Origin of the sequence: Exiguobacterium sp. FSL W8-0210, from assembly GCF_038006045.1 — a bacterium.
Classification (GTDB): domain Bacteria; phylum Bacillota; class Bacilli; order Exiguobacteriales; family Exiguobacteriaceae; genus Exiguobacterium_A.
The window spans coordinates 2,033,807-2,049,230 of sequence record NZ_JBBOUK010000001.1; the positions used below are offsets into that span (position 1 = coordinate 2,033,807).

At 46.2% G+C, this 15,424-nt stretch carries 16 protein-coding genes; 4 read left to right on the forward strand and 12 right to left on the reverse strand.

The annotated features are described in order from the left end of the window. Positions 1–66: 66 nt before the first annotated feature. From MKY22_RS10765 to MKY22_RS10775, 3 genes are all read right to left on the reverse strand, one after another. The gene (locus MKY22_RS10765) at positions 67–3,501 is read right to left on the reverse strand and encodes a pyruvate carboxylase (protein WP_341088770.1); all 3,435 of its coding nucleotides are present in this window, start codon (positions 3,499–3,501) and stop codon (positions 67–69) included. Next, positions 3,494–4,765, reverse strand: a complete 1,272-nt coding sequence (locus tag MKY22_RS10770; protein WP_223040602.1) for an FtsW/RodA/SpoVE family cell cycle protein — start codon at positions 4,763–4,765, stop codon at positions 3,494–3,496. Before MKY22_RS10770 ends, MKY22_RS10765 begins: the two co-directional genes overlap by 8 nt. 70 nt (positions 4,766–4,835) lie before the next feature. After that, on the reverse strand, positions 4,836–5,114 hold the full coding sequence (locus tag MKY22_RS10775) for a YlaN family protein (protein ID WP_023468835.1): 279 nt from the start codon (positions 5,112–5,114) through the stop codon (positions 4,836–4,838). Positions 5,115–5,237: 123 nt separating this feature from the next. Here MKY22_RS10775 and MKY22_RS10780 point away from each other — a divergent pair, with 123 nt between their 5' ends. Further along, entirely contained in the window at positions 5,238–5,699 is a 462-nt protein-coding gene (locus tag MKY22_RS10780; protein ID WP_341088774.1) for a hypothetical protein, read from the forward strand. A gap of 39 nt (positions 5,700–5,738) precedes the next feature. On the opposite strand, the gene MKY22_RS10785 is transcribed toward MKY22_RS10780, so the two are convergent. Further along, on the reverse strand, positions 5,739–7,055 hold the full coding sequence (locus tag MKY22_RS10785) for a PhoH family protein (protein ID WP_290778204.1): 1,317 nt from the start codon (positions 7,053–7,055) through the stop codon (positions 5,739–5,741). A 40-nt stretch (positions 7,056–7,095) separates the two neighbouring features. Further along, positions 7,096–7,548 carry a hypothetical protein gene (locus MKY22_RS10790; protein ID WP_341088776.1) on the reverse strand — a complete coding sequence of 151 codons (453 nt, stop codon included), beginning with the start codon at positions 7,546–7,548 and terminating at the stop codon, positions 7,096–7,098. 117 nt (positions 7,549–7,665) lie between these two features. Between MKY22_RS10790 and MKY22_RS10795 the strand changes: the two genes are divergently transcribed. Then, positions 7,666–7,869 (forward strand): YlaI family protein, encoded by a 204-nt coding sequence (locus MKY22_RS10795; protein WP_029342171.1) that lies wholly within the window; start codon positions 7,666–7,668, stop codon positions 7,867–7,869. Positions 7,870–7,912: 43 nt separating this feature from the next. Here MKY22_RS10795 and MKY22_RS10800 read toward each other — a convergent pair whose 3' ends face one another. The 3 genes from MKY22_RS10800 to typA all read right to left on the reverse strand — a co-directional run bounded on the left by MKY22_RS10800 (position 7,913) and on the right by typA (position 11,356). Beyond that, positions 7,913–9,007: a PQQ-dependent sugar dehydrogenase gene (locus tag MKY22_RS10800; RefSeq protein WP_214723667.1), complete on the reverse strand. Its 1,095-nt coding sequence runs from the start codon at positions 9,005–9,007 to the stop codon at positions 7,913–7,915. Positions 9,008–9,128: 121 nt separating this feature from the next. Further along, positions 9,129–9,482: a YlaH-like family protein gene (locus tag MKY22_RS10805; RefSeq protein ID WP_023468841.1), complete on the reverse strand. Its 354-nt coding sequence runs from the start codon at positions 9,480–9,482 to the stop codon at positions 9,129–9,131. 26 nt (positions 9,483–9,508) lie between these two features. Next, on the reverse strand, positions 9,509–11,356 hold the full coding sequence (gene typA / locus MKY22_RS10810) for a translational GTPase TypA (protein ID WP_023468842.1): 1,848 nt from the start codon (positions 11,354–11,356) through the stop codon (positions 9,509–9,511). A 184-nt stretch (positions 11,357–11,540) separates the two neighbouring features. On the opposite strand from typA, the gene MKY22_RS10815 reads away from it, so the two are divergent. Continuing rightward, positions 11,541–11,711, forward strand: a complete 171-nt coding sequence (locus MKY22_RS10815; RefSeq protein WP_023468843.1) for a DUF5325 family protein — start codon at positions 11,541–11,543, stop codon at positions 11,709–11,711. A 41-nt stretch (positions 11,712–11,752) separates the two neighbouring features. Here MKY22_RS10815 and MKY22_RS10820 read toward each other — a convergent pair whose 3' ends face one another. From MKY22_RS10820 to MKY22_RS10830, 3 genes are all read right to left on the reverse strand, one after another. After that, the gene (locus MKY22_RS10820) at positions 11,753–12,538 is read right to left on the reverse strand and encodes an inositol monophosphatase family protein (protein ID WP_023468844.1); all 786 of its coding nucleotides are present in this window, start codon (positions 12,536–12,538) and stop codon (positions 11,753–11,755) included. Between the two features lie 124 nt (positions 12,539–12,662). Then, a complete protein-coding gene (locus MKY22_RS10825; RefSeq protein WP_023468845.1) occupies positions 12,663–12,851 on the reverse strand; it encodes a hypothetical protein in 189 nt (62 codons plus the stop codon). A gap of 282 nt (positions 12,852–13,133) precedes the next feature. After that, positions 13,134–13,406, reverse strand: a complete 273-nt coding sequence (locus MKY22_RS10830; RefSeq protein ID WP_023468846.1) for a UPF0223 family protein — start codon at positions 13,404–13,406, stop codon at positions 13,134–13,136. A 132-nt stretch (positions 13,407–13,538) separates the two neighbouring features. Between MKY22_RS10830 and MKY22_RS10835 the strand changes: the two genes are divergently transcribed. Continuing rightward, positions 13,539–15,026 (forward strand): aminotransferase class I/II-fold pyridoxal phosphate-dependent enzyme, encoded by a 1,488-nt coding sequence (locus MKY22_RS10835; protein WP_035406702.1) that lies wholly within the window; start codon positions 13,539–13,541, stop codon positions 15,024–15,026. Positions 15,027–15,082: 56 nt separating this feature from the next. Here the strand turns inward: MKY22_RS10835 and MKY22_RS10840 are convergent, their stop codons facing one another. Then, positions 15,083–15,388 carry an SAV0927 family protein gene (locus tag MKY22_RS10840; protein WP_023468848.1) on the reverse strand — a complete coding sequence of 102 codons (306 nt, stop codon included), beginning with the start codon at positions 15,386–15,388 and terminating at the stop codon, positions 15,083–15,085. Positions 15,389–15,424: the final 36 nt, after the last annotated feature.

Genomic DNA, 15,424 nt, shown 5'->3' on the forward strand with positions numbered 1-15,424 from the left:
CTCCCACTACGTATTGAATGAAAAACAGGCAGCCCGCCGAGCGTGCGCCTGTTTTTCGTTGTGACCTTATACGAATTCAATCAGTAAGTCTTGACTTGCGATGGCTTCGCCTTCCTTGACGTGGACGGCTTTGATTTCACCGTCTTCCGGTGCTTGGATCGTCGTTTCCATCTTCATCGCTTCCGTGACGAGGAGTTGCTCTCCTTTACGGACACGTGTACCCGTCTCGACGAGTACCTTCAGCACGCTACCCGGCATTGATGCACCGATTTGTTTCGCATTGCTTCGATCTGCTTTTGGACGACTTGATGAACTTTCCTTAATACTGATGTCTTTGACTTCGACTTCACGAGGAACACCGTTCATCTCATAATAGATCGTCCGCATTCCATGATCGTCTGGCTGACCGATTTGAATCAACTTGAGGTAGAGTGTCTTGCCTCGTTCGATTTCAACCTCGATCGTCTCCCCTAGACGCATTCCATGGAAGAACGTATTCGTATCAAGAACAGAGATATCGCCATATCGCGCGACATACGAACTGTAGTCCATGAAGACTTTTGGATAGAGCGCGTAAGCGAGTGCATCAAATTCTGTAACGGGACGTTCAAGCTTTTCGAACAACTCATGTTTGATCGCATCAAAATTGAGTGGTTCCATCATCTTACCTGGACGTTCTGTCAGCGGAGCAGCTCCCTTGAGAATAGCCTGTTGAACGTCTTGCGGGAAACCATCTGGTGGTGTTCCGAGCTCCCCTTTCATCAGTTCGACGACTGAATCCGGGAAATCAAGTCCACTTGCACGGTGCAAGACATCCTCTTCTGTCAGATGATGTTGAACCATGAAGAGTGCCATGTCTCCGACGACTTTTGACGATGGTGTGACTTTGACGATATCGCCAAACAGCATATTGACACGCGCATACATCTCTTTGACTTCAGACCAACGATCCGCAAGTCCAACCGCTTTTGCTTGTTGCTGTAAGTTCGAATACTGTCCACCCGGCATCTCATGGTCGTAGACCGTTGGATTCGGTGCGATCATATCGAGTTCGAATGCTTGATACAGATGACGAACGTCCTGCCAATAATCCGAAATCTGTTCAAACTTCTGTGCTGATACGAGCGGTTGACGTGGATGACCACTTAAGGCATGAATCAAGCTACCACCCGCTGGCTGACTCGTCAGTCCCGACATGCTTGATGCCGCGACGTCTACGACGTCGACACCTGCATCAATCGCACGCGCATACGTATAAATCCCGTTCCCACTCGCATCGTGTGTGTGGAGATGGATTGGTAGCGATACCGCATCTTTAAGTGCTGATACGAGCGCGTAGGCTGCCTCCGGTTTCAAGAGACCCGCCATATCCTTGATGGCAATGATATGAGCGCCGCTTTCTTCCAGTTGTTTCGCCAGATTGACGTAATACGGCAGGTGATATTTCGGTCGAGTCGCATCGAATAAATCCCCTGTATAACAGACAGCTGCTTCCGCGATTTTACCTGTCGGCAAGACCGCATCGATGGCAAGTTGAATCGACTCCGGGTTATTCAAGCTATCGAAGATTCGGAAGACGTCGACTCCTGCCTGCGCCGCTTCCTTGACGAACGTGTGAATGACGTTGTCCGGATAGTTTTTGTAACCAACACCGTTCGCACCACGAAGCAACATTTGAATGAGGACGTTCGGCATCTTTTCACGTAATTTCATCAGACGAACCCATGGATCCTCCGATAAGAATCGGTAGGCGACATCAAATGTCGCGCCTCCCCATGCTTCGACAGAGAACAGTTCAGGTAGCAGTTTCGCTTCCGCCTCTGCAATCGCAACGAGATCCTTCGTCCGCATCCGCGTCGCAAGGAGCGACTGATGGGCATCACGGAATGTCGTATCTGTCAACAAAACGTTCTCCTGAGCTGCCAACCATTTTGCGACGGCTTCTGGACCTTCCGCATCGAGAATCGCTTTTGCACCTGGTGTATAGTCTGTCGGGAGATTTTTCGGAATCCGGACGTCACGCGCAAGCGGCTTGTCCAATTTTCCGATTCCCGGGAATCCATTGACGGAAACCTCTCCGATGTACGTCAAAAGTTTCGTTCCCCGGTCTTGACGTTTCGGGAAGATGAATAATTCTTGTGTATCATCAATGAACGATGTATTGTAATCCCCGCTGACGAACGCATGGTGCTTCAAGACGTTGCTTAAGAATGCGATATTCGTCTTGATCCCACGGATTCGGAATTCACTTAAGTTTCGACGCATCTTCGCAACGGCTTGATCGTATGTCAAACCATGCGTCGAGATTTTAACGAGCAGTGAGTCATAATATGGTGAAATTTCCGCTCCAACATAAGCATTCCCACCATCGAGACGTACACCAAAACCGCCTGGAGAACGATAGGCTTTAATTTTCCCTGTATCCGGTAAGAAACCGTTCTCCGGATCTTCTGACGTGATTCGGCTTTGGATCGCAAAACCAAGCATCTTAATGTCTTCTTGTTGCGGAATACCAACGAGGTCGCTATGTAACGATTCGCCTTCAGCAACACGGATCTGTGTCTGTACGATATCAACGCCTGTGATCATCTCCGTAATCGTGTGCTCGACTTGGACACGTGGGTTGACCTCGATGAAATAGAACGATTCATCTTGTGTCACGAGAAATTCGACCGTACCCGCATTTTCGTATCCGACATGCTTCATCAATGTGACGGCTGCGTCACAAATCTTTTGTCGACCTTCGTCTGAAAGCGTCACACATGGTGCCACTTCGACGACTTTTTGGTGACGACGCTGTACGGAACAATCACGTTCAAACAAATGAATGATGTTCCCATGGGCGTCACCGATGATTTGAACTTCAATATGTTTTGGTCGTTCGATTAATTTTTCGACGTAAATCTCATCCGAACCAAATGCTTTCAAGGCTTCAGATTTCGCACGTTCGATCATGTCTGGAAGCTCTTCTTCTGTCCGGACGACACGCATACCGCGTCCACCACCGCCAAGCGATGCTTTGACCATGAGTGGATAGCCTGCTTCCTTTGCGAACGCATATGCTTCATCAATGGATGAGATCGGACCATCCGTTCCCGGAATGACAGGAAGACCGGCTTCAATCGCTGTCGTCCGTGCCCGTACTTTATCCCCGAACTTATACAGATGCTCTTCTTGCGGTCCGATGAAGATGATTCCTTCTTCACGGCAACGTTTGGCTAGCTCAATATTCTCAGAGAGGAATCCATAACCAGGATGGATCGCATCACATTCGGCTTTTTTCGCTGTTGCAATGATATCTTCAATATCGAGATAAGCTTCGATCGGTTTTTTCCCTTCTCCGATCCGGTACGCTTCATCGGCTTTATAGCGATGAAGAGAACCCATATCCTCTCGCGAATAAATGGCAACGGTACGAATACCGAGTTCTGTCGCTGCACGGAAAACACGAATCGCGATCTCCCCGCGGTTTGCTACGAGAATCTTCTGGATTTTAGTCAACTGATGCTCCCCCTTTAGTTAATGAGCTCGTGGCACTCATCGAACGTGCAGTCCGCACTTCTTTCTGATAAGCCACTCGATATTTGTTTTGCATGGAAATGTTTGCCATTACACCAAGCATCGTACTCATGACGAGTAACGATGACCCACCGTAACTGATGAATGGCAAGGTAACACCTGTACCTGGAAACAGACCGGACATGGCCGCGATATTGATACATGTCTGGATGAAGATGATACCGGATATCCCGAGAGCGAGCATGCTCGAGTAAAGCGAGACACACCGATTAGCGATGACCGCCCCTTGAATCATCAGATAGAACAATAGACCGAGTACGACAAGAACCCCGATGAACCCGAGTTCCTCCGAGATGATCGACATGATGTAGTCGGTTTCAGGCTCTGGTAGATAGCCATACTTTTGAAAACTATTCCCGAGACCTACTCCGAATAATCCCCCGTGGGCAATCGATATGACGGAGTTGATGAGCTGATACCCCTTCCCTTCTGCGTCAAGGAAGGGATTCAAACTTGCTTGAATCCGTTGCATCTGATTATCCGAAAAATTATTCCATGCGTACAAGAAGATGATTGGTACGGTGACGACACATAACATGATGTAACCACTCGGTAATCCAACTGCGAATAAAATCATCGCCGTGATGAGTAACAGAATGAACAATCCGCCGTCATCCGGTTGCATGCGAATGATGATCGCGTAAGGTGCAAGTAATACAACCATCGGAATCAAGATCCAGTCCGAGAAACTAAGTAAAATCCGTCTTCCTGGAGACGTCGCTGGAATTTGACGATGGATGAAGTGATGGACGATCCCAATCACGCCGTCCATTTTCCCTTTGTGCTTTTGATCAAAATAACTCGCAAGTCCGACGACGAGCACGAATTTACAAAGCTCGATTGGTTGAATCAAGAAGATACCGAAGTTCAACCATGCGCGAGCCCCGTTTAGTGGTGCCGAAAACAGCGTCGCCATCAACATCAACCATGTAATCGCGTACAAGAGTAAACGAATCACTGGTCCACGGAACACCTCATGATTGATTTGTGAAACGAAAAGGAACAGCACGATCGCCATCGCATCAAACATCAACTGCTTCTCAAAGAAGGACGTATTCGCATAATCTCCACCGTTCCACACGCTCGCACTATAGACCATGACCGTACTGATCGCCATGAGGATGAGCATCGTAAAGAAGAGACCATAGTCAAAAAATGCTCGTTTTTCTTTAAACTTCGCTAACATATGTACACGTCCTTTTTTCATTTTCTAAAAAAAAATACCCAAACGCCGCATTTCACGTTTGAGTAGAAAATCAGCACGTCTCCGCATCATGTAAATCAGATAATTGCTGTTCAAGTGATTCGAGTAATTGTTTCCCCTCACCCGCATCAATCAGTTCAAGACGTACCGCAAAATCAATCTGACGGGATAATCCGAACATTTGTGTATCCAATACTTCCTCGTAAAGAGGACATTGTGGCATCGTTAAATTCGCAAGCTGGACCTCGATCAACCGGCGGATTTTTTGTGCATCCGCTTCTAGTAGCTCAAGAGCGCGCTGGCGATGAACTGTCTCGATTTCAGTTGACAATCCAATCCCTCCTCATCAAATGACGCGTTCCTGTTATAGCTAAACTTTACCTTACTTTCGCCAACAATTCAACGTTTCGGTATAATGGATTTGTTGGACTTACACATTTAGGGGGTAGAACAAATGATTTTTCCGATTAACGGTAAAGTACGGCATCAGTTAACGATTGATCCGACAGTCTGGATCTTTGATGAACGAAAGGTGGCAATCGAGAAAATCGGGCAACCAGCCGACACAAGTGAACAAGAAGCGTACTACGCGAAAATGGGGGCTGCGTGGGATAAAGGCATCATGGAAGGCAGTCGTACGGATCACAATCGTCCGATGACACGTGCTGAAAAAGAAGCCGCGCTTCAAGGGTCATTCGCCATTGCGCTTGCACCGTTCATCCGGAATGCCGAGCTCTTACCGGATGCGATCGCTATTCGTTTCGAAGGCGAAGAAACGGTTGAACTTCCACTTGAGCAACTCGACGAGGTGTATCTGCAGTTCTCACAAGACGGCAAAGTGTTAGCAGATGGACCCGTTCATCTATTACACGGACAACGGATCGTCAAATCCGTTCATACGGTTACTGTCATATAAGGAAAACGTGGTGCGCCTGAATAGACGCACCACGTTTTTTCATAGTAAATCGGCTGCGAGGCGTGCCAAGTTTGAACGCTCCCCTTTGACGAGTTTGACGTGTCCCGTCATCTTCTCATTTTTGAGTCGTTCTACAGCGTAGGATAAACCATTGGAATACTCATCTAGATACGGATGATCAATCTGTTGCGGATCCCCGACTAACACGATTTTCGAGTTTTCACCGACACGTGTCAAAATCGTCTTGACTTCATGTTTCGTCAAATTCTGCGCTTCATCGATGATGATGAATTGTCCCGGCATACTACGTCCCCGGATGTACGTTAATGCTTCCAGTTGAATCGTCTTCATTCCGGCGAGAATGTTACCTAGTTCGTCTCCCGATCCCGTATTGAAAAGGTGTTCGAGGTTATCATAGATGGGTTGCATCCACGGACGAAGCTTCTCTTCCATTTCACCCGGCAAGTAGCCGATATCGTTTCCCATCGGTACGACAGGACGAGCAACGACCAGTTTTTTATATTTATGCTCGTCTTCCACTTGCAGGAGACCCGCAGCGAGTGCAAGTAACGTTTTTCCGGTACCTGCCTTACCAACGAGTGTCACAAGTGGTACATCGTCACGTAATAATAACTCAAATGCCATCCGTTGTTGAACGTTTCGTGGAATGACGCCCCAGACTTGATCGACATCGATCGAAAGCGCCCGAATGATTGGCAGGTTCTGATCAACGACGGCGATGGCTGAAGCTTTCGACATGTTACTTTTTAAGATGACGAACTCATTCGGTTGCACTTTTTCTGGCAAGACATCCACTGAAAGCCGTTTGTCCTGATAGAAGGCATCAATATATTCCTGATCGACGGTCACTTCGATGAATCCTGTATAAAGACCGGTCAAATCAGCGATATGATCCGTCATATAGTCTTCAGCGACTAATCCATACGCATCCGCTTTGACGCGGACTAAGATATCTTTTGAGACGAGAATGACATCTCGTGGGGTCGCTTCGGTTTGTTGTTCCTGATGAATCGACCACGCCAGTTCAATGATCTTATTATCGTTTGATTCATGCGTAAACGGCGAACCTTCATAAATGGAGTCCCCGATATCGACGCGAAGAATACCGCCGTTTCCGAGTGGCACTCCCGCATGAAGCTGACCCGTTTCTCGTAATTGGTCTAAAATGCGAGCTGTTTCTCGTGCATTACGTCCAACCTCATCCATGTTGCGTTTTTTTCCATCTAGTTCTTCTAGTACGATCGCTGGTATGACGACGTCGTGCTCCTGGAATTGAAAAAGAGAAAGTGGATCGTGAAGCATGACATTAGTATCAAGTACGTATATTTTTTTCATTCCATCGTTCGCCCCTTTAGAGTCGAGTTTGTGATGAATGTTACGCTTTTAGGATGCGATGAACGAGTTGATCCAACCGTTCAGCTGCCTGTTCATCGTATGTTTTTTCGATAGTTGGTCGTTGTGTGACAGCTGCTCCGTAAAACAAGATGTCACGTACCTCCTCAACGCGTCCCTCATAAAAAGCGAGTGGCAACGGAAGGTCTTCTTGCGGCGTAAACGCCTTGACGTCCGTACATGTTAAGCAGTACGTCGACTGATCTGCAAAAAAGATCAATGTGAAGACCGGATGTTCTCGTAATGTTTTAACGAGATGAGAATCTGCTTCGATTGTAAAACGAATCGTTTGTGAATCCTTCGCATGTACCCAACTGATTGCATGTGTGATGGGCCAATGTTTGGATTGATCATGCGTAATCAAAAAAACGAGTGGTAATTGCGATAGTGCTTCTAGTTGACCTGAGTTGAGCTGTTGTTCAACTTTATTTGCCATGACATCACCCCCTCTATGACTTAGTGATGATATTTCGATATATACTTCTCGTTTCCCTTTTTTACATCTGAATAATCTTCTAATATGATATACTAAGAAAAAAAGGGAGGACCTGGCATGCGAGTGAAATGTACGATTTGCGATAAGCGTGAAACGATTGATGATTGGTCCTTCACGGCGAAGCGATTACGCAATAAACCTGTTCGTGTCCACATTTGTGATGAGTGTCGATCACGCGTAGAAGAACGGACACTTGAACGCCACGCTTCTGGACAATTTCATTTATACCCGACTTGGGAAACGAAACGAAAACACTGGTAAACAAAAGGTCTGCGGGGAAATTCCCTGACAGACCTTTTGTTGTTCATCGATTGATTCGAACGAGTCGATCATCATCTGCCGATGGATTCCCTCTTCCGTCCGTATTATTTGTAATATAGTAAATCGATGTCTCGTCAATCCAGACATCTCGAATCCGACCTTGATTTTCGACGATCGTCTTGACTTGCTTCGTCTCTAGATCGATGGTTTGTAATCGTTGTCCGACAAGTGTTGCAAAATAAAGTGTATTCTCTGCCGTTGCAACTCCACTTGGTGCAACAGATTGTTCTCCTACTTCATACCACGGCGTCACCAGTCCATCTGCTTGTTCTTTCCCTTCAATCGTCGGCCATCCATAATTCTTTTGTTCGATTCGGTTGATTTCATCGTGCCCACTTTGCCCATGTTCGCTTGCATACAGTTGATCATCGACGAAAACAAGTCCTTGTGGATTCCGGTGACCGAGACTGTAGACGTATCCTTTTTGATTCCCTTCGAACGGTTTCCCTTCAGATGTGATACGTAAAATCTTTCCTGCCAACGAATCAATGTCTTGTGCCAGTTCGGGATTCGCTGCGTCTCCTGCTGTGACGTAGAGTGCGCCCTCAGGTCCCCACTCCAGTCGTCCCCCGTTATGAATCGTCGCTCCGGGAATATCATCGAGTAAGACACGTTCTTCCGTCCACTGATCACCCTCTTCTTTTATCGCGATGACGCGATTTGTCGCTTGTCCTTGTTTGGCGTACGTATGGTAGACGTATGCTGTCTTATTGTCCTTAAAATCAGGATCAAGTACCATCCCAAGCAATCCACCTTCTCCTTCAGCGAGGACATCCTCTTTCAGCTGAAGGCGCATCCGTTCATAATCATCTTTTTCTCCTTTGACAATCGTTCCTTCTCGTTCCGTGATGTAAAATACTTCTCCTTCTCGGACAATATTCCACGGAGCGTTTAGCTCTTTAAATACGACGCCTTCTTGCGCTTGAGATGATTGCGTCGCTTCTTGATCACCTGAATCCTGTTGATTGTTTTCTTGTGTCGTCTGATTCGTTTCCTCTGTTGACGATTCTTCTGACGTTTGTGTACACCCCATCAGGATACCCGCTAACAGTAGGGGTATGACATACCTTATTTTCACTGTTTTCTCCCCCTTTTAGTATCATTGTTCCCGCTACGCTTTAAATCATGCATCTGAATTGGCTCAAAAAAAGAACGAACCTCCGAAGAGATTCGTTCTTTTGATTCATGACATGCTTCCGTCAAGAAGCTGTCCGTTCACGTTCACGCTTGACCATCCACATCCGGAAGCGATAAATACCAAGTACGAAGACCATCGCTAAGAGTACTTCAGGAATCGGCCATGTCCAGAAGACAAGCGTCAATGCTGCCGAGAAGACGGCGAGCAAGAGATAGACGATCAGTGATTTCCACCATGCTAGTTCCTTAGCAAATCCTAACTTAAAGACGACAAGCGTCAAGATGACGACGGTGATCATTAAAGGATAAAATCCCGCTTCGATGTTATTCGGATCACTTCCGATACCGAGAAGTTTCGCGATGAACGGAATATCGTATTTCGAGAAATCAGAAGCAACGGCAGCTTGTGCATTCATTGCCAGTCCCCCTATTCGTTCAAGACTTAATCTTTACCTAGACGACGACGTTTTTCTTGCTTTTCACGTTCGTTCTTGTTCAAGACTTGTTTACGGAGACGAACCGATTGTGGTGTGATTTCACAGTACTCATCTTCGTTCAAGAATGTCAACGACTCTTCAAGTGAGAAGACACGTGGACGTTTAAGAACGTTCGTTGAGTCTTTTGCAGATGCACGCATGTTCGTTAATTGTTTTGCTTTAACGACGTTGACAGCGAGATCGACATCACGGTTACATTCGCCGATGATCATACCTTCGTATACTTCAATACCTGGCTCGATGAAGATCGTTCCGCGGTCTTCAAGAGCTGAGATCGCGTAAGCAGTTGCTTTACCTGTTTCGATTGAGACCATAACACCACTACGACGTCCACCGATGTCCGCTTGGATGAACGGACGGTATTCTTCGAATGTGTGGTTCATGATTCCGTATCCACGTGTAGCAGAAAGGAATTCGTTACGGTAACCGATCAAACCACGTGAAGGAACGATGAATTCCATCTTCGTTTGACCGTTGTCCATTGTTTGCATGTTCGTCAATTCACCTTTACGGAGACCGATCGATTCCATGACAGAACCTGTGTACTCTTCTGGTGTATCGATGACGACGCGTTCGAATGGCTCGACTTTGACGCCTTCTTCTTCTTTGATGATTACTTGCGGTTTCGATACTTGAATTTCGTATCCTTCACGGCGCATGTTTTCGATCAAGATCCCGAGGTGAAGTTCCCCACGACCAGAAACGATCCAGCGGTCCGGTGAGTCTGTGTTTTCGATGCGAAGTGAAACATCTGTTTCGAGTTCTTTTTCAAGACGCTCTTCGATTTTACGTGAAGTAACGAGATCCCCTTCACGACCAGCGAATGGCGAGTTGTTGACGATGAATGTCATTTGAAGCGTTGGCTCATCGATACGTAATAATGGGAGTGGATCAACGTGTGAAGTTGGGCAAACCGTCTCACCGACGTTGATATCTTCCATACCAGCGATCGCGATCAAATCTCCAGCTTTTGCTGTTTCGATTTCGACACGTTTTAGACCGAAGTAACCGAACAACTTCGTAACACGGAAGTTCTTCGTTGAGCCGTCAAGTTTCGAAAGCGAAACGCTATCGCCAACTTTGATTTCTCCACGGAAGACACGACCGACACCGATCCGTCCGAGGTAGTTATCATAGTCAAGCATCGTCACTTGGAACTGAAGCGGCTCCATTGTGTTATCGACAGGTGCTGGTGTGTGCTCAAGAATCAAATCAAGAACGTTCGTGATTGTATCTTCTTGTTTTTCTAATTCAGGTTCAAATGAACTTGAGCCGTTGACTGCCGATGCATAAACGACTGGGAATTCGAGTTGATCTTCGTCAGCTCCGAGGTCGATCAAGAGATCAACGACTTCGTCGACGACTTCAAGAGGACGGACCATCGGTTTGTCGATTTTGTTGACGACGACGATTGGTTGAAGTCCTTGCTCGAGTGCTTTTTTCAAAACGAAACGTGTTTGTGGCATACAGCCTTCACGTGCATCGACGACGAGGATGACGCCATCAACCATACGCATGATCCGCTCAACTTCTCCACCGAAATCGGCGTGTCCTGGCGTATCAACGATGTTGATGCGAGTGTTCTTGTAGTCAATTGCAGTGTTTTTCGCAAGAATCGTGATTCCACGTTCCCGCTCGATGTCATTTGAGTCCATTGCGCGTTCTTCGACTTGTTCGTTCGTACGGAACGTACCAGACTGTTTTAAAAGCTCATCGACTAATGTTGTTTTACCATGGTCAACGTGGGCGATGATCGCAACGTTGCGTAAATCATTTCGTACTAATGTTGTCATAGGTGTGTACCTCTTTCTATTCATTTAAATAAATCTTATCATACTTTCGGTCAACTTTAAGAGTATAGCACAGGTAGAGTCCTAATTGGCAATGACTAAGATTCGACATCACTCCGAAAGCCTTTTCATTATCCTTCATTCACGCTACACTATTAACGTACTCACGGGTAGAGGGGGAAAAAACATGCGCCTGCTATTTTTATTACTCGCCATGCTTGCCGTAGGATCCATGGCAGCCATCGGCATCTTCATCGCGGAACAAAACGTTCCGATGACGATCGCCTCTGTCATCTTGATGATTGTTGCGATGGGTGCTGGGTTCGTCTTAAAGGCACGTTTACGAAAACAAGCATGATCGAAAAGGTTCCTTTCGTTCAAAACGAAAGAAACCTTTTTTCAATCCTCTTGTGTTTGTACGAATGTCAAAACATCTTCAACGAACGTCTGGCTCCCTGCTAGCACACTCGTTTGTTCGAGAAATGACATTGATTCACCTGTGATCGTTCCGACACGCCCACCGACCTCTTCAATCAACAACTGACCGGCTGCGTAATCCCAAGGCATATTACGCATCGTGATATACCCGTCAACACGCCCTGCAGCTGTCCATGCGAGTTCAAGTGATGCTGCACCGATTGCTCGTACACCTACCGCGTGTCGCACGAGTGGCGCAAGACGATCCGTATTGATTCGACGATTTGGTGTCACCCAGGTCGCGTTCATACAGATGATTGCTTCTTTAACACTCCGCTCCTCGATTTGTGGTAATCGTATGCCGTTTTGATAAGCGCCATGCCCTTTGATGACATGGAACAACTCGTCCGCCATGACATCGTAGACGAATCCATAACGTAACTCACCATCTATCATGATCGCAATCGAGATGGCAAACATTCGTTTTTGACGGATAAAGTTCATCGTTCCATCAATCGGATCAACGAACCAGATCGTGCCTTCGAGTGTATCGGGTCGAGCGATTCGCCCTTCTTCCCCATAAATATGATGATTCGGATAGCGATCTAAAATACCTTGAATCAATAAATCCTCGACGGCTTGATCAATCTCTGTCACTAAATCGCTTTTTCCGGTTTTTTGTTCGACGTGATACGAACCATCAATTTTTTCACGAATGTACTTTCCCGCTCGTTTGATCAAATCTATCGCATCCAACTCAATCTGCATTTGAGTTCACTCCTTCATCGTTGTTTCCAGCTTCTTCTATAGTAACAAAAAAAGAAAACCAGCGAACAGTTCGCTGGTTGAAGAGTTGATATTTTATTATAAGGTAGAGATCGGAACGTTGAAATCAAGCTTCAAGACGTACCATCTCTTGACGATATTTTTCGAGGCGCTCTTTACTTGCACCAACAGCTTCTGCGTCACTTGCCACCATCGCATCGTGTAATGTAGCAAGCTCATAATCGATTTCGAGACGCAATACAGGAATGCGTTTTTCTGCATCTTTTCTCTTGTATGCTTCTATCACTTGTTTCACAGTAACCACACTCCTTCGCGGGATAAACAGAGGTTTAATTTGTCAGACAATTGCGACTTATTAGTGGATTGAATCTATAATAGTACGATTCAACTTAGATGTAAAGCATCTAATTTTAAAAAATACAGTTTCACATATTTGCAAGACCAACGTCTTGTATGTAGTATATAGCCGCTTCCTTTCCACTTTAAACAAATGTTGATCATTTCCCGCACATTTCCAGTCGGATTAAAAGATAAGACTCCTACGCGATCGCATAGGAGTCTTATCTTCATGATCCAATTATTTCTTCATACGAACAATCGGTTCTTCCTGACGTTTCGCTTGTTGCATCGTCCGATAACTCGAGCAACCGGTCTCTTCCATATAAAACTGATCCCACTGTTTTTCCTCGGATTTCGAGGTGACGATTTGCTTGAATTCACGATACGCTTCAAGCAACCGTTGTCGTTCAACACCTGTCTCATACGCTTGCTCGACTAAATTAAAGAAGTCGATGACTTTCACGATTTCTTCAGTCGACCAATCGGAATTGAGCGGATAATTCAATGCCATCATTCCCACTTCCTTTCTGCACTTTTCTATTTTACACGGAAAAGAAGCATAAAACAGTTGCAACCGTCCGAAAACTTGTTATAGTTAGCTTGTTTGATTGTATTTTTATTCGGTTTTAAGGGGGGAAATCTGGTGCAAACAAAAAGCTTAACACAGCTCGATACACCTTTATTCGATGCGCTACTCGCGCATGCGAAACGTCAACCAATTCAATTTCATATTCCCGGTCATAAAAATGGTCAAGGAATGGATCCAGCCTTTCGATCGTTCATCGGTCAGAATGCGCTCGATATCGATTTAATCAATATCGCTCCCCTTGATGATCTCCATCATCCAAAGGCAATTATTAAGGAAGCTCATCAATTGGCAGCTCAAGCCTTCCATGCCGACGAAACGTTCTTTTCCGTACAAGGAACTTCAACGGCCATCATGGCGATGATCATGAGTGTCGTCGGACCTGATGATAAAATTCTCGTTCCTCGGAACGTGCATAAATCGGTGATGTCAGCTATCGTTCTTTCTGGTGCGCATCCGATTTTCATTCACCCTGAATTCGATGAGACATTCGGAATCGCACACGGTATCACACCAAGCGCGGTAGAACGTGCCCTTGCACTTCATCCCGATACAAAAGCCGTTCTCGTCATCAATCCGACCTATTTCGGCGTTGCTGGTGACTTAGAGAGCATCGTCAAGCTTTCCCATAGTAAAGGTATTCCGGTACTCGTCGACGAAGCACACGGCGTCCATATCGCCTTCCACGAAGATATGCCGCTGTCAGCGATGCAAGCAGGAGCTGATCTTGCCGCAACCAGCGTGCATAAACTCGGTGGCTCACTTACAGGAAGCTCTGTCCTGAACGTTCGTCGCGGACTTGTCTCTCCAGATAAAGTTCAAGCAGTGCTCTCGATGTTGACGACGACATCGACATCTTACCTGTTGCTCGCTTCTCTTGACTGCGCTCGGCGTCATCTTGCGATCAACGGTGAAGCGATGAATCGTCGGGCACTTGAACTTGCGACACGGATGCGCTTTGGATTAGCGAAGCTTCCTTATCTCGCTGTTTTCGGTGAATCCGATCTGCATTCGAGTGCGACGTTCGCCTTTGATCCAACGAAAGTGCTTGTTTCCGTCAAAGGACTTGGCATTTCTGGTCACCTCGTCGAAGAGTTCTTACGTGAAGAACATCGGATCGAAGTTGAACTTTCTGATTTGAACAACATTCTCGTCATCATCACGTCTGGCGACTCAGAAGAGACGATTGATGCCTTTCTACATGCGATGTCGTTACTTGTCGCACGTTATCAAAATAATGGCGCCGAGACGACTGATCATTCGATTGTTCTTCCAGACATCCCAGCGCTCGCTCTCAGTCCTCGTGATGCATTCTATGAAGAGACAGAGACGATTCCGTTGGTCGATGCGGTCGGGCGGATTTCAGCTGAATTCATGATGGTATATCCACCTGGTATTCCTATCTTCATCCCAGGCGAAATGATCACGGCAGACAACCTTGCCTATATTAAAGAAAACATCGAAGCCGGTCTTCCGGTTCAAGGTCTTGAAGATCATTCGCTTGAGACGATCAAAGTCATTCAACAATCGAATGCGATTCGGTGAAGACAAGATAAAGCAGTAATCCTTATTCAATGAGGATTACTGCTTTTTTTGTCATTTCATTCTGCGTATTCATCGTTTGGTGAACAAGGAATGAATGCTGCGAGTGCTTCACCGATTACTTCGACATCCTCTCGTTCAATCGCAAATGTACGAATTAAGACATCTCCATTCAACACATCCTGTTGATCGAGTAACGCTGACTGACCACCGGTTAAACTGACGACAAGTACTTTCCCGAAGAATTGTCCCGTACAGACGACAGCAAAATCATAGCGGGCGAGTGCAGTCGTCCAGCCGACAAAACGAACCTTATCCATTTCCGATACGTAATACAGCTCCTCTAAGGTAGTCACGGATTCCATGTGCGTCCACCCTCTCCGATTTTTACTTTTTCTTTT

What these genes read in the sequence shown, in the direction of transcription:
- MKY22_RS10770 (WP_223040602.1), bottom strand. Translation starts at nt 4,765, where the DNA reads ATGTTAGCGAAGTTTAAAGAAAAACGAGCATTTTTTGACTATGGTCTC.
- MKY22_RS10780 (WP_341088774.1), top strand. Translation starts at nt 5,238, where the DNA reads ATGATTTTTCCGATTAACGGTAAAGTACGGCATCAGTTAACGATTGAT.
- MKY22_RS10785 (WP_290778204.1), bottom strand. Translation starts at nt 7,055, where the DNA reads ATGAAAAAAATATACGTACTTGATACTAATGTCATGCTTCACGATCCA.
- MKY22_RS10790 (WP_341088776.1), bottom strand. Translation starts at nt 7,548, where the DNA reads ATGGCAAATAAAGTTGAACAACAGCTCAACTCAGGTCAACTAGAAGCA.
- MKY22_RS10795 (WP_029342171.1), top strand. Translation starts at nt 7,666, where the DNA reads ATGCGAGTGAAATGTACGATTTGCGATAAGCGTGAAACGATTGATGAT.
- MKY22_RS10805 (WP_023468841.1), bottom strand. Translation starts at nt 9,482, where the DNA reads ATGAATGCACAAGCTGCCGTTGCTTCTGATTTCTCGAAATACGATATT.
- typA (WP_023468842.1), bottom strand. Translation starts at nt 11,356, where the DNA reads ATGACAACATTAGTACGAAATGATTTACGCAACGTTGCGATCATCGCC.
- MKY22_RS10815 (WP_023468843.1), top strand. Translation starts at nt 11,541, where the DNA reads ATGCGCCTGCTATTTTTATTACTCGCCATGCTTGCCGTAGGATCCATG.
- MKY22_RS10820 (WP_023468844.1), bottom strand. Translation starts at nt 12,538, where the DNA reads ATGCAGATTGAGTTGGATGCGATAGATTTGATCAAACGAGCGGGAAAG.
- MKY22_RS10830 (WP_023468846.1), bottom strand. Translation starts at nt 13,406, where the DNA reads ATGGCATTGAATTATCCGCTCAATTCCGATTGGTCGACTGAAGAAATC.
- MKY22_RS10840 (WP_023468848.1), bottom strand. Translation starts at nt 15,388, where the DNA reads ATGGAATCCGTGACTACCTTAGAGGAGCTGTATTACGTATCGGAAATG.